The sequence below is a fragment of the Neorhizobium sp. NCHU2750 genome, from assembly GCF_003597675.1.
Classification (GTDB): domain Bacteria; phylum Pseudomonadota; class Alphaproteobacteria; order Rhizobiales; family Rhizobiaceae; genus Neorhizobium.
Genome location: NZ_CP030827.1, coordinates 3,705,692 through 3,726,208, shown reverse-complemented (window position 1 = coordinate 3,726,208; position 20,517 = coordinate 3,705,692). Strand labels below are relative to the sequence as shown.

The 20,517-nt window shown below is 62.4% G+C and carries 12 protein-coding genes; 6 read left to right on the top strand and 6 right to left on the bottom strand.

Annotated features, from left to right (window positions below):
* Positions 1 to 209: 209 nt before the first annotated feature.
* A complete protein-coding gene (locus tag NCHU2750_RS17995) occupies positions 210 to 863 on the top strand; it encodes a TerC family protein (RefSeq protein ID WP_119941815.1) in 654 nt (217 codons plus the stop codon).
* 65 nt (positions 864 to 928) lie between these two features.
* On the opposite strand, the gene NCHU2750_RS17990 is transcribed toward NCHU2750_RS17995, so the two are convergent.
* A complete protein-coding gene (locus tag NCHU2750_RS17990; protein WP_205583863.1) occupies positions 929 to 1,852 on the bottom strand; it encodes a methylenetetrahydrofolate reductase in 924 nt (307 codons plus the stop codon).
* A 212-nt stretch (positions 1,853 to 2,064) separates the two neighbouring features.
* On the opposite strand from NCHU2750_RS17990, the gene NCHU2750_RS17985 reads away from it, so the two are divergent.
* Positions 2,065 to 7,530, top strand: coding sequence for an alpha-2-macroglobulin family protein (locus tag NCHU2750_RS17985; RefSeq protein WP_119941813.1), 5,466 nt, complete (start codon positions 2,065 to 2,067; stop codon positions 7,528 to 7,530).
* 286 nt (positions 7,531 to 7,816) lie between these two features.
* Complete coding sequence (pbpC, locus tag NCHU2750_RS17980; protein ID WP_119941811.1) at positions 7,817 to 9,910, top strand: penicillin-binding protein 1C; 2,094 nt, start codon at positions 7,817 to 7,819, stop codon at positions 9,908 to 9,910.
* Between the two features lie 177 nt (positions 9,911 to 10,087).
* Here pbpC and NCHU2750_RS17975 read toward each other — a convergent pair whose 3' ends face one another.
* From NCHU2750_RS17975 to NCHU2750_RS17955, 5 genes are all read right to left on the bottom strand, one after another.
* Positions 10,088 to 10,936 carry a dipeptide ABC transporter ATP-binding protein gene (locus NCHU2750_RS17975; protein ID WP_119941809.1) on the bottom strand — a complete coding sequence of 283 codons (849 nt, stop codon included), beginning with the start codon at positions 10,934 to 10,936 and terminating at the stop codon, positions 10,088 to 10,090.
* On the bottom strand, positions 10,933 to 11,805 hold the full coding sequence (locus tag NCHU2750_RS17970; RefSeq protein WP_119941807.1) for an ABC transporter ATP-binding protein: 873 nt from the start codon (positions 11,803 to 11,805) through the stop codon (positions 10,933 to 10,935). Before NCHU2750_RS17970 ends, NCHU2750_RS17975 begins: the two co-directional genes overlap by 4 nt.
* Positions 11,806 to 11,807: 2 nt before the next feature.
* Positions 11,808 to 12,725: an ABC transporter permease subunit gene (locus NCHU2750_RS17965; RefSeq protein ID WP_119941805.1), complete on the bottom strand. Its 918-nt coding sequence runs from the start codon at positions 12,723 to 12,725 to the stop codon at positions 11,808 to 11,810.
* A 27-nt stretch (positions 12,726 to 12,752) separates the two neighbouring features.
* Positions 12,753 to 13,757: an ABC transporter permease subunit gene (locus NCHU2750_RS17960; RefSeq protein WP_119941803.1), complete on the bottom strand. Its 1,005-nt coding sequence runs from the start codon at positions 13,755 to 13,757 to the stop codon at positions 12,753 to 12,755.
* 160 nt (positions 13,758 to 13,917) lie between these two features.
* Positions 13,918 to 15,516, bottom strand: coding sequence for an ABC transporter substrate-binding protein (locus NCHU2750_RS17955; RefSeq protein ID WP_119941801.1), 1,599 nt, complete (start codon positions 15,514 to 15,516; stop codon positions 13,918 to 13,920).
* Positions 15,517 to 16,016: 500 nt separating this feature from the next.
* Between NCHU2750_RS17955 and NCHU2750_RS17950 the strand changes: the two genes are divergently transcribed.
* The 3 genes from NCHU2750_RS17950 (at position 16,017) to NCHU2750_RS17940 (ending at position 20,469) form a co-directional block, all read left to right on the top strand.
* Positions 16,017 to 17,450 carry a M20 family metallopeptidase gene (locus NCHU2750_RS17950; RefSeq protein WP_119941799.1) on the top strand — a complete coding sequence of 478 codons (1,434 nt, stop codon included), beginning with the start codon at positions 16,017 to 16,019 and terminating at the stop codon, positions 17,448 to 17,450.
* 138 nt (positions 17,451 to 17,588) lie between these two features.
* Positions 17,589 to 18,944, top strand: a complete 1,356-nt coding sequence (locus NCHU2750_RS17945; protein WP_119941796.1) for an aspartate aminotransferase family protein — start codon at positions 17,589 to 17,591, stop codon at positions 18,942 to 18,944.
* 52 nt (positions 18,945 to 18,996) lie between these two features.
* Positions 18,997 to 20,469 (top strand): phospholipase D-like domain-containing protein, encoded by a 1,473-nt coding sequence (locus tag NCHU2750_RS17940; protein WP_119943495.1) that lies wholly within the window; start codon positions 18,997 to 18,999, stop codon positions 20,467 to 20,469.
* Positions 20,470 to 20,517: the final 48 nt, after the last annotated feature.

Genomic DNA, 20,517 nt, shown 5'->3' with positions numbered 1-20,517 from the left:
AGCCAGCGCTAAATCTCGGTCGACCAGGACCGGGCCCCTCTGGCAGTTCGAACAAGAACTGTGATGTCGGACTGGATTGTCCAATATCGGTGCCCGGTGTCGTGATGGTTTTTGGTCTTAAAATGAGCGTGTTGCGCGGTGTCTGCCGGCAATCCGCATCCAAAGCTCGTCAGGACATGAGGCACCCCATCTGAAGATAAGGGTGTCGTATGATGGAGTTCTTTACGCCCGAGGCCTTGTCCGCCCTCGCGCAAGTTATCATGATCGATCTGGTTCTGGCCGGCGACAATGCGATCGTCATCGGTCTGGCTGCTGCCGGCCTGCCGAAGGAGCAGCGCGCGAAGGCCATTCTGGTCGGTATTCTGGCGGCCACGCTGCTGCGTATCGGTTTTGCGCTGGCAACCACGCAGCTTCTGCAGATTGTCGGCCTGCTGCTCGCCGGCGGCGTGCTGCTGCTCTGGGTGTGCTGGAAGATGTGGCGCGAGCTTCGTTCGCAGCATGGCCATGACGACGAGGCCGGGGAGGCGCTGGCCGATGCAGACCTCAACGGGGATGGTTCGGTCGCCGGCGGTGCACCACGCAAAACCTTCGCGCAGGCCGCATGGCAGATCGTCATTGCCGATGTGTCGATGTCGCTCGACAACGTGCTTGCCGTCGCCGGTGCCGCGCATGAGCATCCCGAAGTGCTGGTTTTCGGCTTGGTCCTGTCGATCGCGCTGATGGGCATTGCGGCAAGCTTCATCGCCCGGTTGCTCAACAGACACCGCTGGATCGCCTATGTCGGCCTTGCCGTCATTCTCTACGTCGCGCTCGAAATGATCTGGCGCGGTGCGTACGAGGTGCTGCCCTACGTCTCAGGCTGATACTCAGGTCCTGTCTGTCAAATCTTGCGGCGCGATCTTCGGATCGCGCCGCTTTTTGTTGCCGTTCAGCGTGCGGCGATACGGTCTTCGAGAAGCCGCTGGTTCATCCAGTCGGCGCTCGGGCGGATGCCGCCGAGCGGGAAGACATGGATCTGCTCGATCAGGCTCTCGGGATGGGCAAGCTTGTAGGCGGCGATTTCGGTGAGAAATTCCTCCGGCTCATAGGGGGTGAGAAGCTTGCTCAAATCAAGCGCGCGTTTCTGCAAGACGCCGAGCGATGGGCCAACGCCGCAGGAGACGGCGAATTTGATCAGCGTCTGCAGCTTGGTCGGGCCGGTGACGCCGAGATGGATCGGCAGTTTTACCCCGGCGGCAGCGATTCGCTCGGCCCAGAGGATCACCGGTTTTGCATCGAAGGCGAACTGGGTGACGATCGCCATGTCGGCATTGCTGCGCTCCGACCAGGCCTGCTTGAACTTCAGGGCCTCGTCGACGAGAAGCGTGGTGCCGTCGCGGTCGATATCCTTGTTGCCTTCCGGATGCCCGGCGACATGCAGTCGCTTGAAGCCGTAGCGGTCGAACAACCCGGTTTCCAGAAGATGGAGCGAACTTGCGAGATCTCCGGCGGGCGAGGCGACACCGCCGGCCAGCAACAGCGCCTGTTCGACACCGGCCTCGTTCACATAGCGGGCGATCCAATCCTCCAGCATTGCCTTGCCGTGAATGCTGCGGGCCGGGATATGCGGCATGGCGACGTAGCCTTCGTCGGTCAGCCGTTTCGCCGTTGCCACCATGTCTTCGATCGGCGTGCCGTCGATATGGGCGATATAGACGCGTGTGCCGGCCGGCAGGAATTCACGGAAACTGTCGATCTTGGCCGCAGTGCGCGGCATGACCTCGATGGAATAGCCGCCGAGCAGGCCGCCGAAGACGGACGCTTGCGGCGCGACTTCCGCCTGCCTGTTCCTGAAGATGCTGAGAATTGCCATATCGACTGCCTTCTACACGATAAGACTGTCCTGCCGCCACCGCCATAGAGTTGGCTTGACGGCATTTCTGGCACAGCTTTTGGACGAGCAATTTTCTCCGCGCGCCACTTTCGCGTTGAATTGCTCCGTTTGCGACGTAACGACGTGCGTTGACAAGTGGCATCTCACATTGGAAAAAGGCGCATCCGACGGCAGCCACGGGGGGACTTTTCATGTCTAGGCGCGCGATCTTCGGCTTTTCCGCTTTTGCAATGGCAGTCTTTAGCCTTGTCGGCCCGCTGGCCTTGCCGCTGCAGGCGGCCGAGCGCCGCATCGAGACGACGGCGGATAGCGACTATACCGGCTTCGACCTCAGGACAGTGAAGAATGTCAGCCAGGACCAGTGTGCCACCGCCTGCATCGGCGACACCCAGTGCCGTGCCTTCACCTATAATGTCAAAGCCAAGTGGTGCTTCCTCAAGACCGATTACGGCCAGCTCAACACCTTTGCCGGTGCTGTCGCCGGCAAGATCGTCGAGGCGGCGGCTCAGCCGGATATCGGCGCTCCGCCGCGGCTGACTTTCCTGTCGGACGAGGTGCTGACCCAGGCGCGCGAACAGAAGGACGGGCTGGCACTCGGCGACAACCAGCAGGGTTACGGTATCGAGAACCTGAAGACGATTGCCCAGAACGAGCTTCTCTCCGGCCGGGTCGATACGGCGATCTACAATTACAAGGGTGCGCTATCGCTGACCCCGGATGACTGCGACCTGTGGATTGCGCTTTCGCGTGCCGCCGGCATTGCCAAGGATAACAGCTCGGCCGACAGCGAGGGCACGCTTGCGGCGATCAACGGCTATCTGACGTCGCGCACGACGCAGGCGCGTGCCGATGCGCTGGCGGTGCTCGGCGCCGCCCTTGCCAAGCAGCAGAATTACCGGCAGGCGCTGACCGCCTACAAGCAAAGCCTCGCGCTTGTCAGCGCCCGCACGGTGCAGGCCGCCTATAATGACCTGCGCGAGCGGCAGGGTTTCCGCGTGACCGGCAATACGGTCGATGCCGACAGTGCCAATCCCCGCGCCTGCGTCCAGTTTTCCGAACCGCTGATCAAGGCCGGTACGGATTATGCGCCCTTCGTGACGCTCGACGGCAAGGCGCCGAAGGCAATGGAGGCGAAGGACAACCAGATCTGCGTCGAAGGCCTGACCCATGGCCAGCGCTACAAGCTCTCCTTGCGCCGCGGCCTGCCATCCTCGGTTGACGAACCGCTGGCGGCGCAGGTCGATCTCGACATCTATGTGAAGGATCGCTCGCCGCTGGTGCGGTTTACCGGCGACAGCTTCGTGCTGCCGTCGACGGCGCGGCGCGGCATTCCGATCGTTTCGGTCAATACCGAGCGGGCGAACCTGAAGCTTTACCGGATCGGCGATCGCAACATTGCGCCGCTTCTGACCAATTCGCAGTTCCTCACCCAGATGAGCGGCTACAGCGCCGACCGGATCGAGCAGGAAAACGGCGAACTGGTCTGGCAGGGGACGATCGATCTCGGTCAGGAGCTGAACAAGGACGTGACGACCAGTTTCCCGGTCGACGAGGCACTGCCGCAGCGCAAGCCCGGCGTCTATGTGCTGACGGCGGCCGCCGCCAATGCCGTCAATCAGGAATGGGACGACCGCGCGACGCAATGGTTCGTCGTCTCCGATATCGGGCTTACCACCTATGCCGGCACGGATGGCCTCACTGTGTTTGCCCGCTCGCTCGGGTCGGCCAAGCCGATTGCCGGTGTCGACCTGCAGCTTCTCGCCAAGAACAACGAAATCCTCGGCACCGCTAAGACCGATGCCGACGGTAAGGCGACGTTTACCGCCGGGCTGATGCGCGGCACGGCGGCGATGGTGCCGGCGGTGCTGACAGCTCAAAACAATGGCCAGGATTATGTCTTCCTCGACATGACCCGCGCCGGTTTCGATCTCTCCGACCGCGGCGTGACCGGGCGCCCGGCGCCGGGGGCGATCGACCTTCTCGCCTTTACCGAGCGCGGCATCTATCGGCCGGGCGAGGTGGTGCATGCCAGTGCGCTTGCCCGCACTATCGATGCAACCGCGATCGAGAACCTGCCGCTCACTTTCGTCTTCCTGCGCCCGGACGGCGTCGAGGATCGGCGGATGGTGGAGAGCGGCAATCTCGGCGGCTATACGCTGGATCTGGCCCTGCAAGACACATCGATGCGCGGCACCTGGACGATGCAGGTGTTTACCGATCCCAAGGGTTCGGCGATCGGTGAAAAGACATTTCTCGTCGACGATTTCGTACCGGATCGCATCGAGTTCGACATGACGAGCGAGGCGAAGGAAATTGCGGTCGGTGAGCCGGCCAAGGTTTCGATCGACGGGCGTTTCCTTTATGGCGCCCCGGCGGCCGGTCTCGGCCTCGAAGGCGAGATTGCGCTGAAACCGATTCGCGACAATGCTGCCTTCCCCGGCTACCAGTTCGGCCTTGCCGACGAGGAGGAAACCGAGACCGTGCGCATTCCGCTTGATGCGCTTTCCGAGACCGATGAAGAGGGCAAGGCCGAGTTCGACGCCGATGTCGCCGAACTGCCATCGACCACCAGGCTTCTCAATGCCGATATCACCGTCAGGATGCAGGAGACAGGTGGACGGGCGATCGAGCGGACGCTGTCGCTGCCGGTCAAGGCCGACGGGCCGCGGATCGGCATCAAACCGGAATTTTCCGGCGACCTGCCGGAAGGTGCGGTCGGCAATTTCAACGTCATCCTCGTCGATGAGGCCGGGGCGAAGCAGGTGTCCAAGGGCCTGCCGTGGAAACTCGTCAAGGTCGAGCAGGATTACCAGTGGTATCGCGACGGCAATTCCTGGCGTTACGAGCCGATCACCCGCACGCGTCAGGTGGCCAATGGCACGATCGACGTGACGACGGATGGCGGGCGTATTTCCGTGCCGGTCGAGTGGGGCCGCTACCGGCTCGAGGTCGAGACGGCCGACAATGGCGGCCCGGCCTCAAGCGTCGAGTTCGATGCCGGCTGGTTCGTCACCGCCACGTCGACCGATACGCCGGATGCGCTGGAAATCGCGCTCGACAAGCCGAGCTACAAGGTCGGTGACACCGCCAAACTGAAAGTCTCGTCGCGCTATGCCGGCGAGTTGATGGTGATGGCCGGATCCGAGGCGCTGATCTCGGTGAAGACCGCCAGCATTCCGGAACATGGCGGCGAGGTGGATATTCCGGTGACCAAGGAATGGGGTGCCGGGTCTTATATTACAGCGACGCTCTACAGGCCGGGCGAGGCGCGTGAAAACCACATGCCGATGCGGGCGATCGGGGTCACATGGCTGAAGGTCGATCCGGAGGCGCGCGATCTGTCGGTCGCCATCACTGCGCCGGACAAGGTGCTGCCGCGCCAGCCGCTCGATATTTCACTGCAGGTGGCGGGCGCCGGGGCCAATGAGGATGCCTATGTGACGGTTGCCGCCGTCGATGTCGGCATTCTCAATCTCACCCGTTACGAGCCCCCGGCGCCGGATGACTGGTATTTCGGCCAGCGGCGGCTCGGGCTGGAAATCCGCGATATCTACGGCCGGCTGATCGACGGGTCGCTCGGTGCCACCGGGCGTCTGAGGACCGGTGGTGATGGCGGCAACATGGCGCTGCAGGCAAGCCCGCCGAAGGAAAAGCTCGTCGCCTTCTTCTCCGGTCCGGTAAAGCTCGACGGTGACGGCAAGGCGCATGTCTCCTTCGACATTCCGCAATTCAACGGCACGGCGCGGGTCATGGCAGTCGCCTGGTCGAAATCCGGCGTCGGGCACGGGGTCAAGGATGTCATCATCCGTGATCCGATCGTCATAACCTCTAGCCTGCCGCGTTTCCTGGCGCCGGGAGACGACAGCAATCTGCGGCTCGACATTGCCAATACCGATGGCCCTGCCGGCAGCTATGACCTGACGGTCAAGACCAGCGATGCGGTCGCCGTCGGCCAGAGCGCCATCAAGCCGGTGGAACTTTCCGCGGGCGGCAAGGCGAGCGTCACGCTGCCGCTGGTCGGTATCGAACCGGGCGATGGTACTCTGTCGATCCGGCTTGCCAATGGCTCGGGTCTTGCGGTCGATCAGGTCCTCAACATCCCTGTTCGCCCGGCAGCCCTGCCGGTGACGGAGCGTCGGCTGGTCGATCTGAAACCGGGTGCAAGCGTCACGGTGGACGGCAATCTTCTGGCAGACAGCGTGCTGCAGGGAGCTTCCGTCAGCGTCAATGTCAGCCGGTCCAATGCCTTCGATATTCCAGCCTTGCTGATGAGCCTTGACCGCTACCCTTACGGCTGCGCCGAGCAGACGACGAGCCGGGCATTGCCGCTCCTCTATCTGAGCGAGATGGCGGTGAAAAACGGGCTTGCCGACGATGCCGAGGTGAAGAAACGGGTGCAGGATGCGATCTATCGCGTGCTGTCCTTCCAGGCCTCCGCCGGTAGTTTCGGGCTCTGGGGGCCGGATGGTGCGGGCAATGATCTCTGGCTCGATTCCTATTTGACCGATTTCCTGTCGCGGGCGCGCGAGCAGGGGTATGAGGTGCCGGAACAGCCGCTGGTGCAGGCGCTGGAGAACCTGCAGAACACGCTCGCCTATACGACGAATGTGCGCGATCAGGGCAACCAGATCGCCTATGCACTCTATGTTCTGGCGCGCAACCGCAAGGCCGCGATCAGCGATCTCAGATATTACGCCGATACGCTCATCAACGATTTTCCGACCCCGCTTGCCAAGGCGCATATCGCGGCGGCGCTTTCGCTCTATGGCGACAGCCAGCGGTCGAAATCGATCTTCAATGCGGCGCTGCAAATGTCCGAGGATGCGCAGGTGCACAAGGTCAGCCTCGTCCGCTCCGACTACGGCTCCTCGTTGCGTGACGGTGCTGCGGTTCTGGCGCTCGCGGCCGAAAGCCGGCCGGTGCCGCCGATCGTGCCGGATCTGGCGGCCGTCGTCGCCAAGGAATGGGGTGCTAAGAAATATACCAGCACCCAGGAGCAGACCTGGATGCTGCTTGCCGCCCGCGCGCTGCAGAATGGCGATGACAACCTGCGTCTCAACGTCAACGGCGCCGACCTTAGTGGCACGCTGATGTCGCAGATGGCGGGGGATGTGCTGCTCGATCATCCGCTGACGGTGCGCAATGACAGTGGTGATGCCCTGTCTGCGGCGATCACCACGGTTGCCGCCCCGGCAACGCCGCTTTCGGCCGGCGGCGACGGGTTCAAGATTTCGCGTGCCTATTACACGATGGCGGGCGAAGAGGCGAATGTCAGCCAAGCCAGACAGAACGACCGCTATGTGGTGGTGCTGACGGTGACCGAGACCAATGACTGGCCGTCGCGCATCGTCGTCACTGATCTGTTGCCGGCCGGGTTCGAGATCGACAATCCGTCGATCGTCAACAGCGCCAACCTGTCGAATTTCGATTGGCTCGACGAGGTGCAGGCGGCACATACGGAATTCCGCAACGACCGCTTCGTCGCAGCCCTCGACCGCAGCGCCGGCGATAACCGGGAGATCAAGCTCGCCTATGTGGTGCGCGCCGTGACGCCGGGAACGTACGATGTTCCGGCGGCGCAGGTGGAGGATATGTATCGCCCGCAGTTTTCGGCACGGACCGCTATGGGCAAGATGGAGGTTGTGGCGGGGCAGTGAGGGGGGCGAAGGATGGCTGTGGGCCTTTGCCCCATCCTGACTCGCAGCAACACCGAATTGTGAAGCAAGTCCCCCTCTGGCCTGCCGGCCATCTCCCCCACAAGGGGGGAGAAGACCCGCGGCAATCGCTTGCCTCAATAGAGGTTCGGCGGATCGGCCGGGTTAAGCCCTCCCCCTTGTGGGGAGGGTTTGGGAGGGGACTTTCTGTCATAAAATCCTCGTCGTGCCGTTGCGCGATCCGACGGTAATATGCGCTCTCGATAGAGTGAGGCTAAGAAGAACCCGCATGAAACGCAGGTGGAAATTCACGATCGGCCTTGGCGCCTGCCTCTTTATGGCAGTGTCGACCTATGCCGGTCTTGAATGGGCCGATCGAGCCTATCCGCCGCCGCTGGACAGTGCCGGGGTCGTTTCGGCGGAAGTGCTGGATGCCGATGGGCAGTTGCTCAGGGCGTTTGCGACGCCGGAGGGGCGGTGGCGGCTGAAGACTGATGTCGAGGATGTCGATCCGCGCTTTCTTGCGATGCTGATCGGCTACGAGGATCGACGCTTCTACGCGCATGGCGGCATTGATCTCAGGGCAATCGGACGTGCCGCATTCCAGCTCCTGACCAATGGCCGTATCGTTTCCGGCGCCTCGACGCTGTCGATGCAGGTGGCGCGGCTGATCGAGCCGCGCGAGACGCGGTCGTTTTCGGCAAAGCTTTTGCAGGTCGCCCGCGCCATCCAGATCGAGCGTCGGCTGACGAAGCGAGAGATCCTGCAACTCTATCTCACCCATGCCCCCTATGGCGGCAATATCGAGGGGGTCCGGGCCGCGAGCCTTGCCTGGTTCGGCAAGGAACCGAAGCGGCTGACGGTGGCGGAGGCGGCACTCCTCGTCGCCCTGCCGCAATCGCCGGAACAGCGCCGGCCCGATCGGCATCCGCAGGCGGCCATCGCTGCGCGCGAGCGGGTTCTGACCCGCGCTGCCGTGGCCGAGGTGACGGGCGAGGGCGAAGCGGAACGGGCTGAGGACGATCCGGTGCCGCGTAAAAGGCTGCAATTGCCGGCCTATGCGGCGCATCTGGCGGAAGCGGCTATCCGCAAGAGACCGGGTGCAGAAGATTATCGCAGCACGCTGAAGCTCGGCATCCAGCAGAGGTTGGAGGACGTTGCGCGCGAGGCATCCGCGAGGCTCGCGCCGAAAGTATCGCTGGCGATGGTGATGGCGGATGCGAAGACCGGCGAGATCGTCGGCGAGGTGGGTTCGGCGAATTATTTCGATGCCGGGCGGTCCGGCTGGATCGACATGACGCGGGTGCTGCGCTCTCCGGGCTCGACGCTGAAGCCGTTCATCTACGGGCTTGCCTTCGAGCAGAGGCTTGTTTCCCAGGAAACGATGATCGAGGACCGGCCGGCGGATTTCTTCGGCTACCGGCCGAAGAATTTCGACATGACCTATCAGGGCGAGGTGACGGTGAGGCAGGCGCTGCAACTATCGCTCAACGTGCCGGCCGTTCGGCTGCTCGATGCGGTCGGTCCGTCGCGGCTGATGATCCGGTTTCGCCGTGCTGATGTGCATCCCGTGTTGCCGCCAAACGAGACGCCGGGGTTGGCGATCGGGCTCGGCGGTGTCGGCATCACGCTGAAGGATCTCGTTCAGGCCTATGCGGCGCTTGCCAATGGCGGCCAGCCGGTCCGGGTCGGCAACGGTATCGACGAGAAGCCGGCGGTTCTCGACAACGAGGCGCTGCTGGAGCCGCAGGCGATCTGGAACGTCACGGATATTCTCTCCGACCTCCTGCCGCCGACCGGCGCGCGCAGGCTCGGCATCGCCTACAAGACCGGCACGAGCTACGGTTATCGCGATGCATGGTCGGTGGGCTATGACGGGCGCTATGTGCTGGGCGTCTGGGTCGGGCGGCCGGATAATGGCGCGGTGCCCGGCATTGCCGGCTACATGACGGCGGCGCCTATCCTGTTTGAGGCGTTTTCGCGTTCGGGCGTGCCGATCACGCCGCATCCGGCAGCGCCAGCGGGCGCCGTGCGGCTGTCGCAGACGGAATTGCCGATCGGGCAAAGACGGTTTTCGATGACGGCGAGCGGGCTGATCCGTTCCGCGCTCGGCGGAGGAACGCGCGAGCCCGCGCCACAGATCGTCTATCCGCCGGAAGGGGCAAAGGTCGATCTCGGCGCCGAGGCGGGAGATATGTCCCCGCTGGTGCTGAAGCTACAGGGCGGCCGCCCGCCCTTCCGCTGGCTTGCCAACGGCAAACCGCTCGCCGAGCTTTCCCGCCGCCGCACCAATGAGTGGCTACCGGAAGGGGCGGGGTTCTCGACGCTGACGGTGATCGATGCGGCGGGGAGGGCTGCGAGTGTGAGGGTGTTTGTGGAATAGGTTGGGCGGGAGTTAAGAAGGCCCTCTCTGGCCTGCCGGCCATCTCCCCCACAAGGGGGGAGAAGACATGCCGTGCCCATTTGCCTCAATTGAACGTAGACGTTGCGGCCAGGTTAAGCCCTCCCCCTTGTGGGGAGGGTTGGGAGGGGTCTTTCCGCCATCGACGGAAAGAGACGATCAAGCCGCCGAGGCAGCCTTCTTGGCTGCAATCCGGGCGCGGATCGATTCCACGTCGGCCTTCGGCGTCGCCTTGAACAGGGTCTGCGTGTATTCGTGCTTCGGGTTGGAAAACACCTCGTCACGGGTGCCGGTTTCGACCGCTTCGCCGAAATACATGACCATCACCTCGTCGGCGATGTAGCGCACGACCGAGAGGTCGTGGCTGATGAAGACATAGGTGAGATCGAACTCGTCCTGCAGGTCGGCCAGAAGATTCAAAACCTGAGCCTGGACCGAGAGGTCGAGGGCCGAAACTGGCTCATCGAGCACGAGCAACTTCGGGTTCATCATCAGCGCGCGGGCAATGGCGATGCGCTGGCGCTGGCCGCCGGAGAACATGTGCGGGTAGCGGTTATAGTGTTCCGGGCCGAGGCCGACCTTGATCAGCATTTCGGTGGCGCGGTCGCGGCGTTCATTGGCCGACATCGAGGTGTTGATCGCCAGCGGTTCGCCCAGCACGTCGCCGATCTTCTGGCGTGGGTTCAAGGAGCCATAGGGGTTCTGGAAGACGATCTGCACCTTCTGGCGCATTTCGGGCGTCAGGTGGCCGGGGCGGGTATCCATCTTCTGGCCATCGATGAACAGTTCGCCGGCGGTCGGCTCGTCGATGAAGGTAATCATGCGGGCGAGCGTGGACTTGCCGCAGCCGGATTCACCGACGATTGCCAGCGTCTTGCCGCGCTCCAGCTTGAAGGAGACGCCCTTGACCGCATGGACGGTCTTCTTCGGCTTCATGAAGCCGGCCGGCAGGTCGTAGTCGCGCTTGATGTCGCGCACTTCGAGCATGATGTTGTTGTTTTCGCTCATGCCGATGCTCCGCTGGTTGCTGCCGAGGGGGCGGGTTCCGGTGTGCCGTCGAAGAAGGCGGAAACCGTGGTGAGGCGGTCGCCGGTGGCATTTTCCGGCAGGGCGGCCAGAAGCGCCTTGGTGTAATTGCTCTTCGGGTTTTCGAAGAGGGAGAGCACGTCGGCCTCTTCCATCTTGCGGCCCTTATATTGCACGACGACGCGGTCGGCCGTTTCGGCCACCACGCCCATGTCGTGGGTGATCATGATCAGGCCCATGCCGGTGCGGGCCTGCAGGTCCATGATCAGGTCGAGGATCTGCTTCTGGATCGTCACGTCGAGCGCGGTGGTCGGCTCGTCGGCGATCAGCAGCTTCGGGCTGCAGGCAATCGCGATGGCGATCATCACGCGCTGGCACTGGCCCCCCGACATCTGGTGCGGAAAACTGTTCATCCGCTCGGCCGGGTTGGGCAGGCCGACCTGGGTGAAGAGGTCGATGGCACGGGCGCGGCGTTCCTTTTTGCCCAAGCCGAGATGGATGCGCAGCACTTCCTCGATCTGGAAGCCGACCGTGAAGCACGGGTTGAGGCTGGCGATCGGCTCCTGGAAGATCATGGCAATATCCTTGCCGATCAGCTTGCGGCGCTCGGCCGGGCTGAGCTTCTGGATATCGCGGCCTTCGAACAGCATGCGATCGGCGGTGATCTTGGCCGTCCAGGGCAGAAGGCCCATGACGGCGAGCATCGAGACCGATTTGCCGGAGCCGGATTCACCGACGATTGCCAGAACTTCGGCCTTGTCGACGGAGATCGAGACGCCATCGACGGCGCGGAACCAGCCGGTGGCGGTTTCGAACTCGACGACGAGATTGTCTATGGTGAGAAGCGACATGATCAGGACCTCTTCAGCTTCGGGTCAAGCGCGTCGCGCAGGCCGTCGCCCATCAGGTTGATGGCAAGAACGGTGATGAGGATTGCAAGGCCCGGGAAGGTGACGACCCACCAGGCGCGCAGGATGAATTCGCGGGCCTCGGCCAGCATCGTGCCCCATTCGGGGGTCGGCGGTTGGGCGCCCATACCGAGGAAGCCGAGGGCGGCCGCATCGAGGATGGCGTTGGAGAAGGACAGCGTTGCCTGGACGATCAGTGGCGCGGTGCAGTTCGGCAGGATGGTTCGGAACATCAGGCGCATGGGGCTCGCACCGGCAATGCGAGCGGCGGTGACGTAGTCACGGGTCTTTTCCGCCATCACGGCGGCGCGCGTCAGGCGGACGAAATGCGGCTGCAGCGTCACGGCAATCGAGATCATCGCGCTGTCGAGGCCGGGGCCGAGAATGGTGACCAGAACCAGAGCCAGAAGCAGCGAGGGCACGGCAAGGATCATGTCCATCAGGCGCATGATGATCGTGTCGAGCCAGCCGCGGTAGAAGCCGGCGATTACGCCGATGACGATGCCGAAGACCAGAGACAGAGTGGTGACGACAAGGCCGACGAAGAGCGAATACTGGGCGCCGTAGATCAGCCGGGAGAGGATGTCGCGGCCGACCGGATCGGTGCCGAGCAGATAGGTGGTGGAACCGCCTTCGGACCATGCCGGCGGCTTCAAAACCGCATCGCGATACTGTTCGAAAGGCGAATGGGGGGCGATGAGCGGTGCCAGCACTGCAATGAGAACAAGCAGTACGAACACGAACAGGCCCAGCACGGCACCGCGGTTTTCGGCGAAGTAGAACCAGAACTCGCGCAGCATCTGGCGGCGCATCTGGCCGCTGGTCACCGGCTCGGCGGTCTTGGTGATGACTGTATCTGCCATGGGAATTTTCTCCTTCTTGTCGGCGGACTAGTGGCGGATGCGTGGATTGACCAGGCCATAGAGCAGGTCAACGACGAGGTTCACGATCATGATGATCGCGGCGATCAGAAGCAGACCGCCCTGGATGACGGCATAGTCGCGGCGGAAGACGCTATCGAGGATCCATTTGCCGATACCCGGCCAGGAGAAGATCGTCTCGGTGAGGATGGCGCCGGCGAGCATCACGCCGACCTGCAGGCCGATGGTGGTGATGACCGGGATCATGGCATTGCGCAGCGCATGGATGCCGACGACGCGGAAGGGCGACAGGCCCTTGGCGCGGGCGGTGCGGACATAGTCTTCCGACAGGACTTCCAGCATGGCGGAGCGTGTCTGGCGGGCGATGACGGCAAGCGGGATGGTGGAGAGCACGATCGAAGGCAGCGCCAGGTGGCTGAGCGCCGATGAAAAAGCACCCTTCTGGCCAGAGAGCAGCGAGTCGATCAGCATGAAGCCGGTGACCTGCGGGAAATAGAACATCAGCGATATGCGGCCGGAAACCGGAAACCATTGCAGGATGCCGGAAAACAGGATGATCAGTAGCAGGCCCCACCAAAAGATCGGCATGGAATAGCCGACAAGCGCGATGCCCATCAGCCCCTGGTCGAAGATGGAGCCGCGCTTCATCGCGGCGATCACGCCGGCCGGAATGCCGAGGGCAATGGCGATGATGATGGCACAGAAGGACAGTTCGACGGTCGCCGGGAACAGCGTCAGGAACTGGTCGAGGACCGGCTTCTTCGAGACGATCGAGGTGCCGAAATCGCCATGCAGCACGCCGTTCAGGTAATCGAAATACTGGACGACCATCGGGCGGTCCATGCCGAGATCATGGGTGATCTGCGCATGACGCTCCGGAGACATGACGCGTTCGCCCGACAGCAGGGCTACCGGGTCGCCGGGCAGAAGCCGGATGAAGGAGAAAGCGATGATGGAGACACCGATGAACGTCGGGATCAGGACGGCGAGGCGCCGCAGTAGGAAGCCAAACATTTTAAACCTTTAAGGGCTTGCTGCCGGCCGGTACCGGCTTTTTGTCAAGCCCGGGAAGCGGCGATTGTGGCGTCACCGCCATTATTTTTTGGGCGTCTCTTAAGAAAATGCCGCGGGAAACGCAACGCGTCCCGCGGCAAAAAGTTGTGATCGCGTCCGATTACTCGGCGATGTCGACGTTTTCGAAGGTGAAATCGCCAAGCGGGCTCTGGGTAAAGCCGGTCACGCCCTTGGCCATCGGAACGACGGCGAGAGAGTGGTCGATGGTTGCCCAGGGAGCTTCCTTCTTGAAGATGACCTGTGCCTGCTCATAGAGCTTTGCACGTTCACCCTGGTCAGCGGTCGACTTGGCCTTCTTGACGAGGGCGTCGAAGTCCTTGTTGCACCACTGCGCGCGGTTGTTGCCGCCAACGGCATCGCAGCCGAGCAGGGTGTCGAGGAAGTTGTCCGGGTCGCCGTTGTCGCCGGTCCAGCCCATGATGGCTGCGCCGTCACGCTTCACGTCCTTCGAACGCTGCAGGTATTCAGCCCATTCGTAGGAGACGATCTCGACCTTGACGCCGATCTTGGCGAAATCGTCCTGGATGATTTCGGCAGCGCGGCGGGCGTTCAGCATGTAGGGACGCGAAACCGGCATCGCCCAGACCTTCATGGAAAGGTCTTTCACGCCAGCGTCTGCCAGCATCTTCTTGGCGGCGTCGAGATTGTAGGCGTCGTCCTTGATGTCCTTGTTGTAGGACCACATGGTCGGCGGGATCGGGTTGGTTGCAGGCGTTGCCATGCCCTGGAAGACGGCGTCGACGATGGCCTTCTTGTTGATGGCCATGTTGAGTGCCTTGCGGACTTCAGGCTTGTCGAACGGAGCCTGGGTCGTGTTGTAGGCGAGGTAGGCGATGTTAAGGCCTTCCTGTTCCATGACCTTGAGGTTCGGGTCGGCCTTCATCGAGGCGACGTCTGCAGCATTCGGATAAGGCATCAGGTGGCATTCGCCGGCCTTGAGCTTCTGGTAACGAACGGCGGCATCGGTGGTGATGGCGAAGACGAGGTCGTCGATCTTCGGAGCGGTGCCCCAGTAATCGGCGTTCTTCTTGTAGCGGATGATGGCGTCCTGCTGGTAGGCGACGAAGGTGAACGGGCCGGTGCCGACCGGCTGCTGGTTCAGCTGTTCCTTCTTGCCTTCCTTGTCGAGGCTATCTGCATATTCCTTCGACAGGATCGAGGCGAAGGGCATTGCGAGGTCGGCGAGGAACGGAGCTTCGGCGCGGTTCAGCGTGAACTTGACGGTCAGGTCATCGACCTTCTCGATCGACTTGATCAGCTTCGGGAAGCCCATGCCGTCGGCATATTCCCAGGACGCGCCGTTGATATACTTGTTCCAGGGGTTCTTCTCGTTGATCATACGATCGATCGAGAACACGACGTCATCGGCCGTCAGCGTGCGGGTCGGCGTGAAGAAGTCGGTCGTCTGGAACTTCACGTTCGGGCGCAGCTTGAAGGTGTAGACGGTGCCGTCAGCGGAAATGTCCCAGCTCTGTGCGAGAGCGGCTTCCGGCTGCGTGGTGCCCGGCTTGAATTCGAGAAGACGGTTGTAGATCGGGTGCGCCGATGCGTCGAAGGTGGTGCCAGCCGTATAGAGGCCCGGATCGAAGCCTTCCGGCGAACCTTCGGAGCAGAACACGAAGGTCTTGGCGCTGGCCGCGCCGGCAAAGAATGTTGCGGACAGAAGCGCTGCTGCCGCAAGAGTAACAATACGTTTCATTTATAGTCTCCCTACCTGCACCGACAGCTTCGCCGGCGCGGTTGATTTCTCTGAATTGCGATGCGTTGACGCATCCGGTAGCCAAGTCCCTGTCTATTCACCTCCTGACCGGCATGCAGGCGCTAGGCCGGTCGACATATCCCCAACATTCGGTGAAACTGCAGGACCACGCCAGGTTGTCGTTTCCATCAGTCATCGGGGGACAAGTTCCACTCCCGATGCCTGAGGCAGAACGCCATTCCCGGCTCTTACCCCTTCACTCTGTTTTTAGTTTTGCGGTCAGGCGGTTGCTTTGAGCGCTACCGCATTCCCGTGGCGCGCGAGAATAGCGATTATCACTCGGTTGTCGAGACGCTAAGATTCACCCGTTGATCACATCTGAGATGTTGGTGCCCATTTCGTGAGCGTCGCCTCAAATCGTTGCAATCGCCATTGCGCTGGCGCCCGAAAGGGGTAGGTATGCGAGCTTTCCATTTCGCAACATTCAAGGCAAGCGTTTCATGACTGATGGCAATTCCAATCTCCCGCTGGTCTGGGCCCTGGTGGACCGCAAGACAGAGGTTTTCACGGAACTTTCGGACCGGGTGTGGGAAACGCCCGAGACCTGCTACATGGAGACGCAGTCCGCTGCCGCCCATCGCGAGATGCTTGAGGCGCAGGGTTTTGCGATTACCGAAAATATTGCCGGTATTCCGACTGCGCTGATGGGTGAGGCCGGCAGTGGCGGCCCGGTGATTGCCATTCTGGGGGAATATGACGCGCTGGCGGGCCTGAGCCAGAGGGCCGGCGTTGCGACACATGATCCGCTGACGGCCGGGGCCAATGGCCATGGTTGCGGCCACAATCTGCTCGGCTCGGCATCGCTTCTTGCCGCCACCGCGATCAAGGACTGGCTGGAGCAGACCGGTACGCCCGGCCGGGTGCGCTATTACGGCTGCCCGGCGGAAGAGGGCGGTGCGGCCAAGGCCTTCATGGTGCGCGACGGGGCATTTTCCGACGTCGATATCGCGATCAGCTGGCATCCGAGCAATTTCGCCGGCGTGCAGCGGGAGACCTCGCTAGCCAATTGCCGCATCGATTTCACCTTCACGGGCCGTGCCGCACATGCTGCCGCTGTGCCGGAACTGGGGCGCAGCGCGCTCGATGCCGTCGAACTGATGAGCGTCGGTGTCAATTATATGCGCGAGCATATGCCGTCCGATTGCCGCATCCACTATGCCATTCTCGATACGGGCGGCATTTCGCCGAATGTCGTCCAGGCGCATGCCAAGGTGCGCTACGTCATCCGCGCGCCTGAACTTCAAGGTCTTTTCGCGCTGATCGAGCGGGTCAAGAAGGTGGCTGAAGGTGCGGCGCTGATGACCGAGACGAAGATGGAGAGCGTCACGCTTGCCGGCGTCTCCAACCTCATCGTCAACACGCCGCTGATGGATGCCATGCAGGATATCTGGGACAGCATGGGGGCGCCGGCCTTCGATACCCATGATGTCGCCTTTGCCGAACAGATCCGCTCTACGCTTTCGCCTGAGGACATTGCCGCAAGCTGGGCGCAGGAGCGCCTGGAGCCACGTGATATCCCGCTCGCCGATTTCGTGCTGCCGGCGCATAACGAGGTACGGCAGATGGGCGGATCGACAGATGTCGCCGATGTCAGCTGGGTGGTGCCGACCGTCCAGGCCTATGGCGCGACGCTGGCGATCGGCACTCAGCTGCACACCTGGCAGGTGGTGGCGCAGGGCCAGAGCCCGCTCGCCCACAAGGGCATGGTCTCGGTCGCCAAGGCGATGGCTGCAACTGGATTGGCCGCGCTGCAGAGCGAGCCGTTGCGTGAGGCGGCATGGGCCGACCTGAAGCGCCGGCTGAAGGGTCAGGAATACAAGAGCCCGATCCCGGTTTCCGCCGAGCCGCCGATCGCGGCCATGACGACGAAGTAAGCCTGCCAAACGAAGAAGCGGCGCCTGTCAATTATTTTCACCGACTGGCGCCGTCCATCCCTGCTTTTGGCACTGTGCAACCCGCGCGATTCCTCCTATGAAATCTCTATTCGCTTTTGCTGCGAGAGGAGATTTGCAGTGACCATCCAGCCCAATTCCATCGAGGCCCGCGACAAGGCCTATCACCTTCACTCCTATACCAATGCCCGTGCGCTGGAGCGCGACGGCGCGCTGGTGATCGAGCGGGGCGAGGGGATCTATGTCTACGACAATGCCGGCAAGCAGTATGTCGAAGGCATGGCGGGGCTTTGGAGCGTCGGCGTCGGCTTCGGCGAAAGCCGGCTGGTCGAGGCGGCGGCCAAGCAGATGGCGAAGCTGCCTTACTACCATACGTTCACCGCCCGCACGCACAGCCCATCGGTGGAGCTTGCCGAAAAGCTGATCGGCATGGCGCCTGTGCCGATGTCGAAGGCCTATTTCACCAATTCCGGCTCGGAGGCCAACGACACGGCGATGAAGATCGTCTGGTACCGGTCGAATGCGCTCGGCAAGCCGGACAAGAAGAAGATCATCTCGCGCACCAAGGGCTATCACGGCGTGACGATCGCATCGGCCAGCCTGACGGGCCTGCCGAACAATCACCGCTCCTTCGACCTGCCGCTGTCGCGCGTGCTGCACACGACCTGCCCGCATTACCGGGTGTTCAAGACGGAAGGCGAGAGCGAGGCGCAGTTTGTCGAGCGTTGCGCCAAAGATCTGGAAGACCTGATCCTGAAGGAAGGGCCGGATACGGTCGGCGCCTTCATCGGCGAGCCGGTGATGGGCGCGGGCGGCGTGATCGTGCCGCCGGCCGGATACTGGGAGGCGATCCAGAAGGTTCTGAAAAAATACGACGTGCTGTTCATCGCCGATGAAGTGATCTGCGGTTTCGGCCGCACCGGCGAGATGTTCGGCACGACGACCTTCAATCTCCAGCCTGACATGATGACGCTGTCGAAGCAGATCTCGTCGTCCTACCAGCCGATCTCGGCGTTGCTGATCAACGACAATGTCTACCAGCCGCTGGCGGATGAATCGGCGAAGATCGGCACGTTCGGCCATGGGGTTACGGCCGCAGGTCATCCTGTGGCCGCTGCCGTCGCATTGGAAAACATCGCGATCATCGAGGAGCGCGATCTGGTCGGCAATGTGAAGGCGCAGAGCCCGAAATTCTTCAAGCGCCTTGAAGCCATCGGCGAGCATCCGCTGGTGGTCGAAACCCGCGGCATCGGCCTGATCGGCGCCTTCGAGCTTGCCCCGCGCGAAGGGTTTACCGCCGGCCAGCTCGGTGCCAAGCTTGCGCCGCTCTTGATGGAAGAGGGCGTCATCACCCGCGCGATCGGCGATGCCATCGCGTTCTGCCCGCCGATGATCATCACCGGCGAACAGGTCGACCAGATGTTCGACATGGTCGAGCGTGGCCTGGAAAAATTCGCCAAGCAACTTACTGCCTGACGTCTTTCAAGGCCCGATTGCCTAGTGTCATGGCGTCCCTATATTGGACGCCATGATCGCACTCATCGACGCTTATTGGCCGCACATCCTTTTCATCATTTCGGTTGTGGCCGGGGCGTCGGCCGCCATCCATGCAACGATGACGAAGGAGGAGGTTCGCTCGGCAGTCGGCTGGGTGGGCGTCGTCATCCTGTCGCCGATCGTCGGGGCGGCACTTTACATGATCGCCGGCGTCAACCGCGTGCGGCGCACCGTGATCGGCGACCGGCGCTCGATGCTGGCGGGGGCCGAGCGCGCCGATTTCGCCTCCTATGACGCCACTGACGAACAGGTGATCGCCGATTTCGGCTACCGTTTCCGGGCGATGAAGACGCTCGGCGACCGAGTGACCCGGCATCACCTGACGACGGGCAACGACATATCGGCCTTCGACAACGGCGATGCCGCCTATGGTGCGATGATTGCGGCGATCGGGGCTGCGGAACGCTCGATCCTGCTCGAAACCTATATTTTCGACCGCGACCGGATCGGCATGCGGTTCGTCGAGGCGCTGAGCGCCGCCGTCCGGCGGGGCGTCGAGGTGCGGGTGCTGATCGATGCGGTCGGCGCCCGTTATTCGGTGCCGAGCGTGCTCGGCATGCTGAAGGATGGCGGGGTGACCGTCGACGTGTTCAACGGCAATGTCATCATCGGCCTGCGCCTGCCCTATGCCAATCTCAGGACCCACCGGAAGATCATGGTGATCGACGGCGCGATCGCCTTTACCGGCGGCATGAACATCCGCGAGGCCTTTTCGCAGGAGTTGAGCGGCAAGGATTGCGCCTTTGACACGCATTTCAGGGTGACGGGGCCCCTCGTTGCCGATCTTCTGGCGATCTCCGCAGCCGACTGGCAGTTCTCCACCGGAGAGCGGCTGGAGGGCGAGGCGTGGAAAGTGCCGGTGCCGGAGGCGGAAACCGACATCAAGCCGGGATCGCCCGTCATCGCCAGGACCGTTTCCTCCGGGCCGGACCGCAGCATCGAGACGAACCACAAGATGCTGATGGGCGCCTTTTCCATCGCCCGCTCGTCGATCCGCATCGCGTCTCCCTATTTTCTTCCCGACCGAGAATTGATCACGGCGCTGATCACCGCGGCGCGGCGCGGCGTCACCGTCGATATCGTCGTGCCGAGCGCCAACAATCTCAAACTCGTCGATCTCGCCATGACGGCGCAGTTCGACCAGATGCTGAAGAATTACTGCCGAATCTGGCGGGCATCCGGTTCGTTCAACCATTCCAAGCTGATGGCGATCGATGGCTGCTGGTCCTATGTCGGTTCGTCCAATATCGATCCGCGGTCGCTCAGGCTGAATTTCGAGGTCGATCTGGAAGTTCTCGACCGGCCATTCGCCGAAGCGCTGGAACGAAGGATCGACACGTCCATTTCCTCTGCAGAGGAGGTGTCGCTGCATGATCTGCGGGCAAGACCGTTCGCAAAGCGTTTTCTCGAACGTGTTCTTTGGCTGGCGTCACCATATCTTTAGAATTGAGGCGCCCGATAGAAGGTAGGTGCCAGACATTTGCAGCCAGAA

What these genes read in the sequence shown, in the direction of transcription:
- NCHU2750_RS17975 (WP_119941809.1), bottom strand. Translation starts at nt 10,936, where the DNA reads ATGAGCGAAAACAACAACATCATGCTCGAAGTGCGCGACATCAAGCGC.
- NCHU2750_RS17970 (WP_119941807.1), bottom strand. Translation starts at nt 11,805, where the DNA reads ATGTCGCTTCTCACCATAGACAATCTCGTCGTCGAGTTCGAAACCGCC.
- NCHU2750_RS17990 (WP_205583863.1), bottom strand. Translation starts at nt 1,852, where the DNA reads ATGGCAATTCTCAGCATCTTCAGGAACAGGCAGGCGGAAGTCGCGCCG.
- NCHU2750_RS17985 (WP_119941813.1), top strand. Translation starts at nt 2,065, where the DNA reads ATGTCTAGGCGCGCGATCTTCGGCTTTTCCGCTTTTGCAATGGCAGTC.
- NCHU2750_RS17950 (WP_119941799.1), top strand. Translation starts at nt 16,017, where the DNA reads ATGACTGATGGCAATTCCAATCTCCCGCTGGTCTGGGCCCTGGTGGAC.
- NCHU2750_RS17940 (WP_119943495.1), top strand. Translation starts at nt 18,997, where the DNA reads ATGATCGCACTCATCGACGCTTATTGGCCGCACATCCTTTTCATCATT.
- NCHU2750_RS17960 (WP_119941803.1), bottom strand. Translation starts at nt 13,757, where the DNA reads ATGTTTGGCTTCCTACTGCGGCGCCTCGCCGTCCTGATCCCGACGTTC.
- pbpC (WP_119941811.1), top strand. Translation starts at nt 7,817, where the DNA reads ATGAAACGCAGGTGGAAATTCACGATCGGCCTTGGCGCCTGCCTCTTT.
- NCHU2750_RS17955 (WP_119941801.1), bottom strand. Translation starts at nt 15,516, where the DNA reads ATGAAACGTATTGTTACTCTTGCGGCAGCAGCGCTTCTGTCCGCAACA.
- NCHU2750_RS17965 (WP_119941805.1), bottom strand. Translation starts at nt 12,725, where the DNA reads ATGGCAGATACAGTCATCACCAAGACCGCCGAGCCGGTGACCAGCGGC.
- NCHU2750_RS17995 (WP_119941815.1), top strand. Translation starts at nt 210, where the DNA reads ATGATGGAGTTCTTTACGCCCGAGGCCTTGTCCGCCCTCGCGCAAGTT.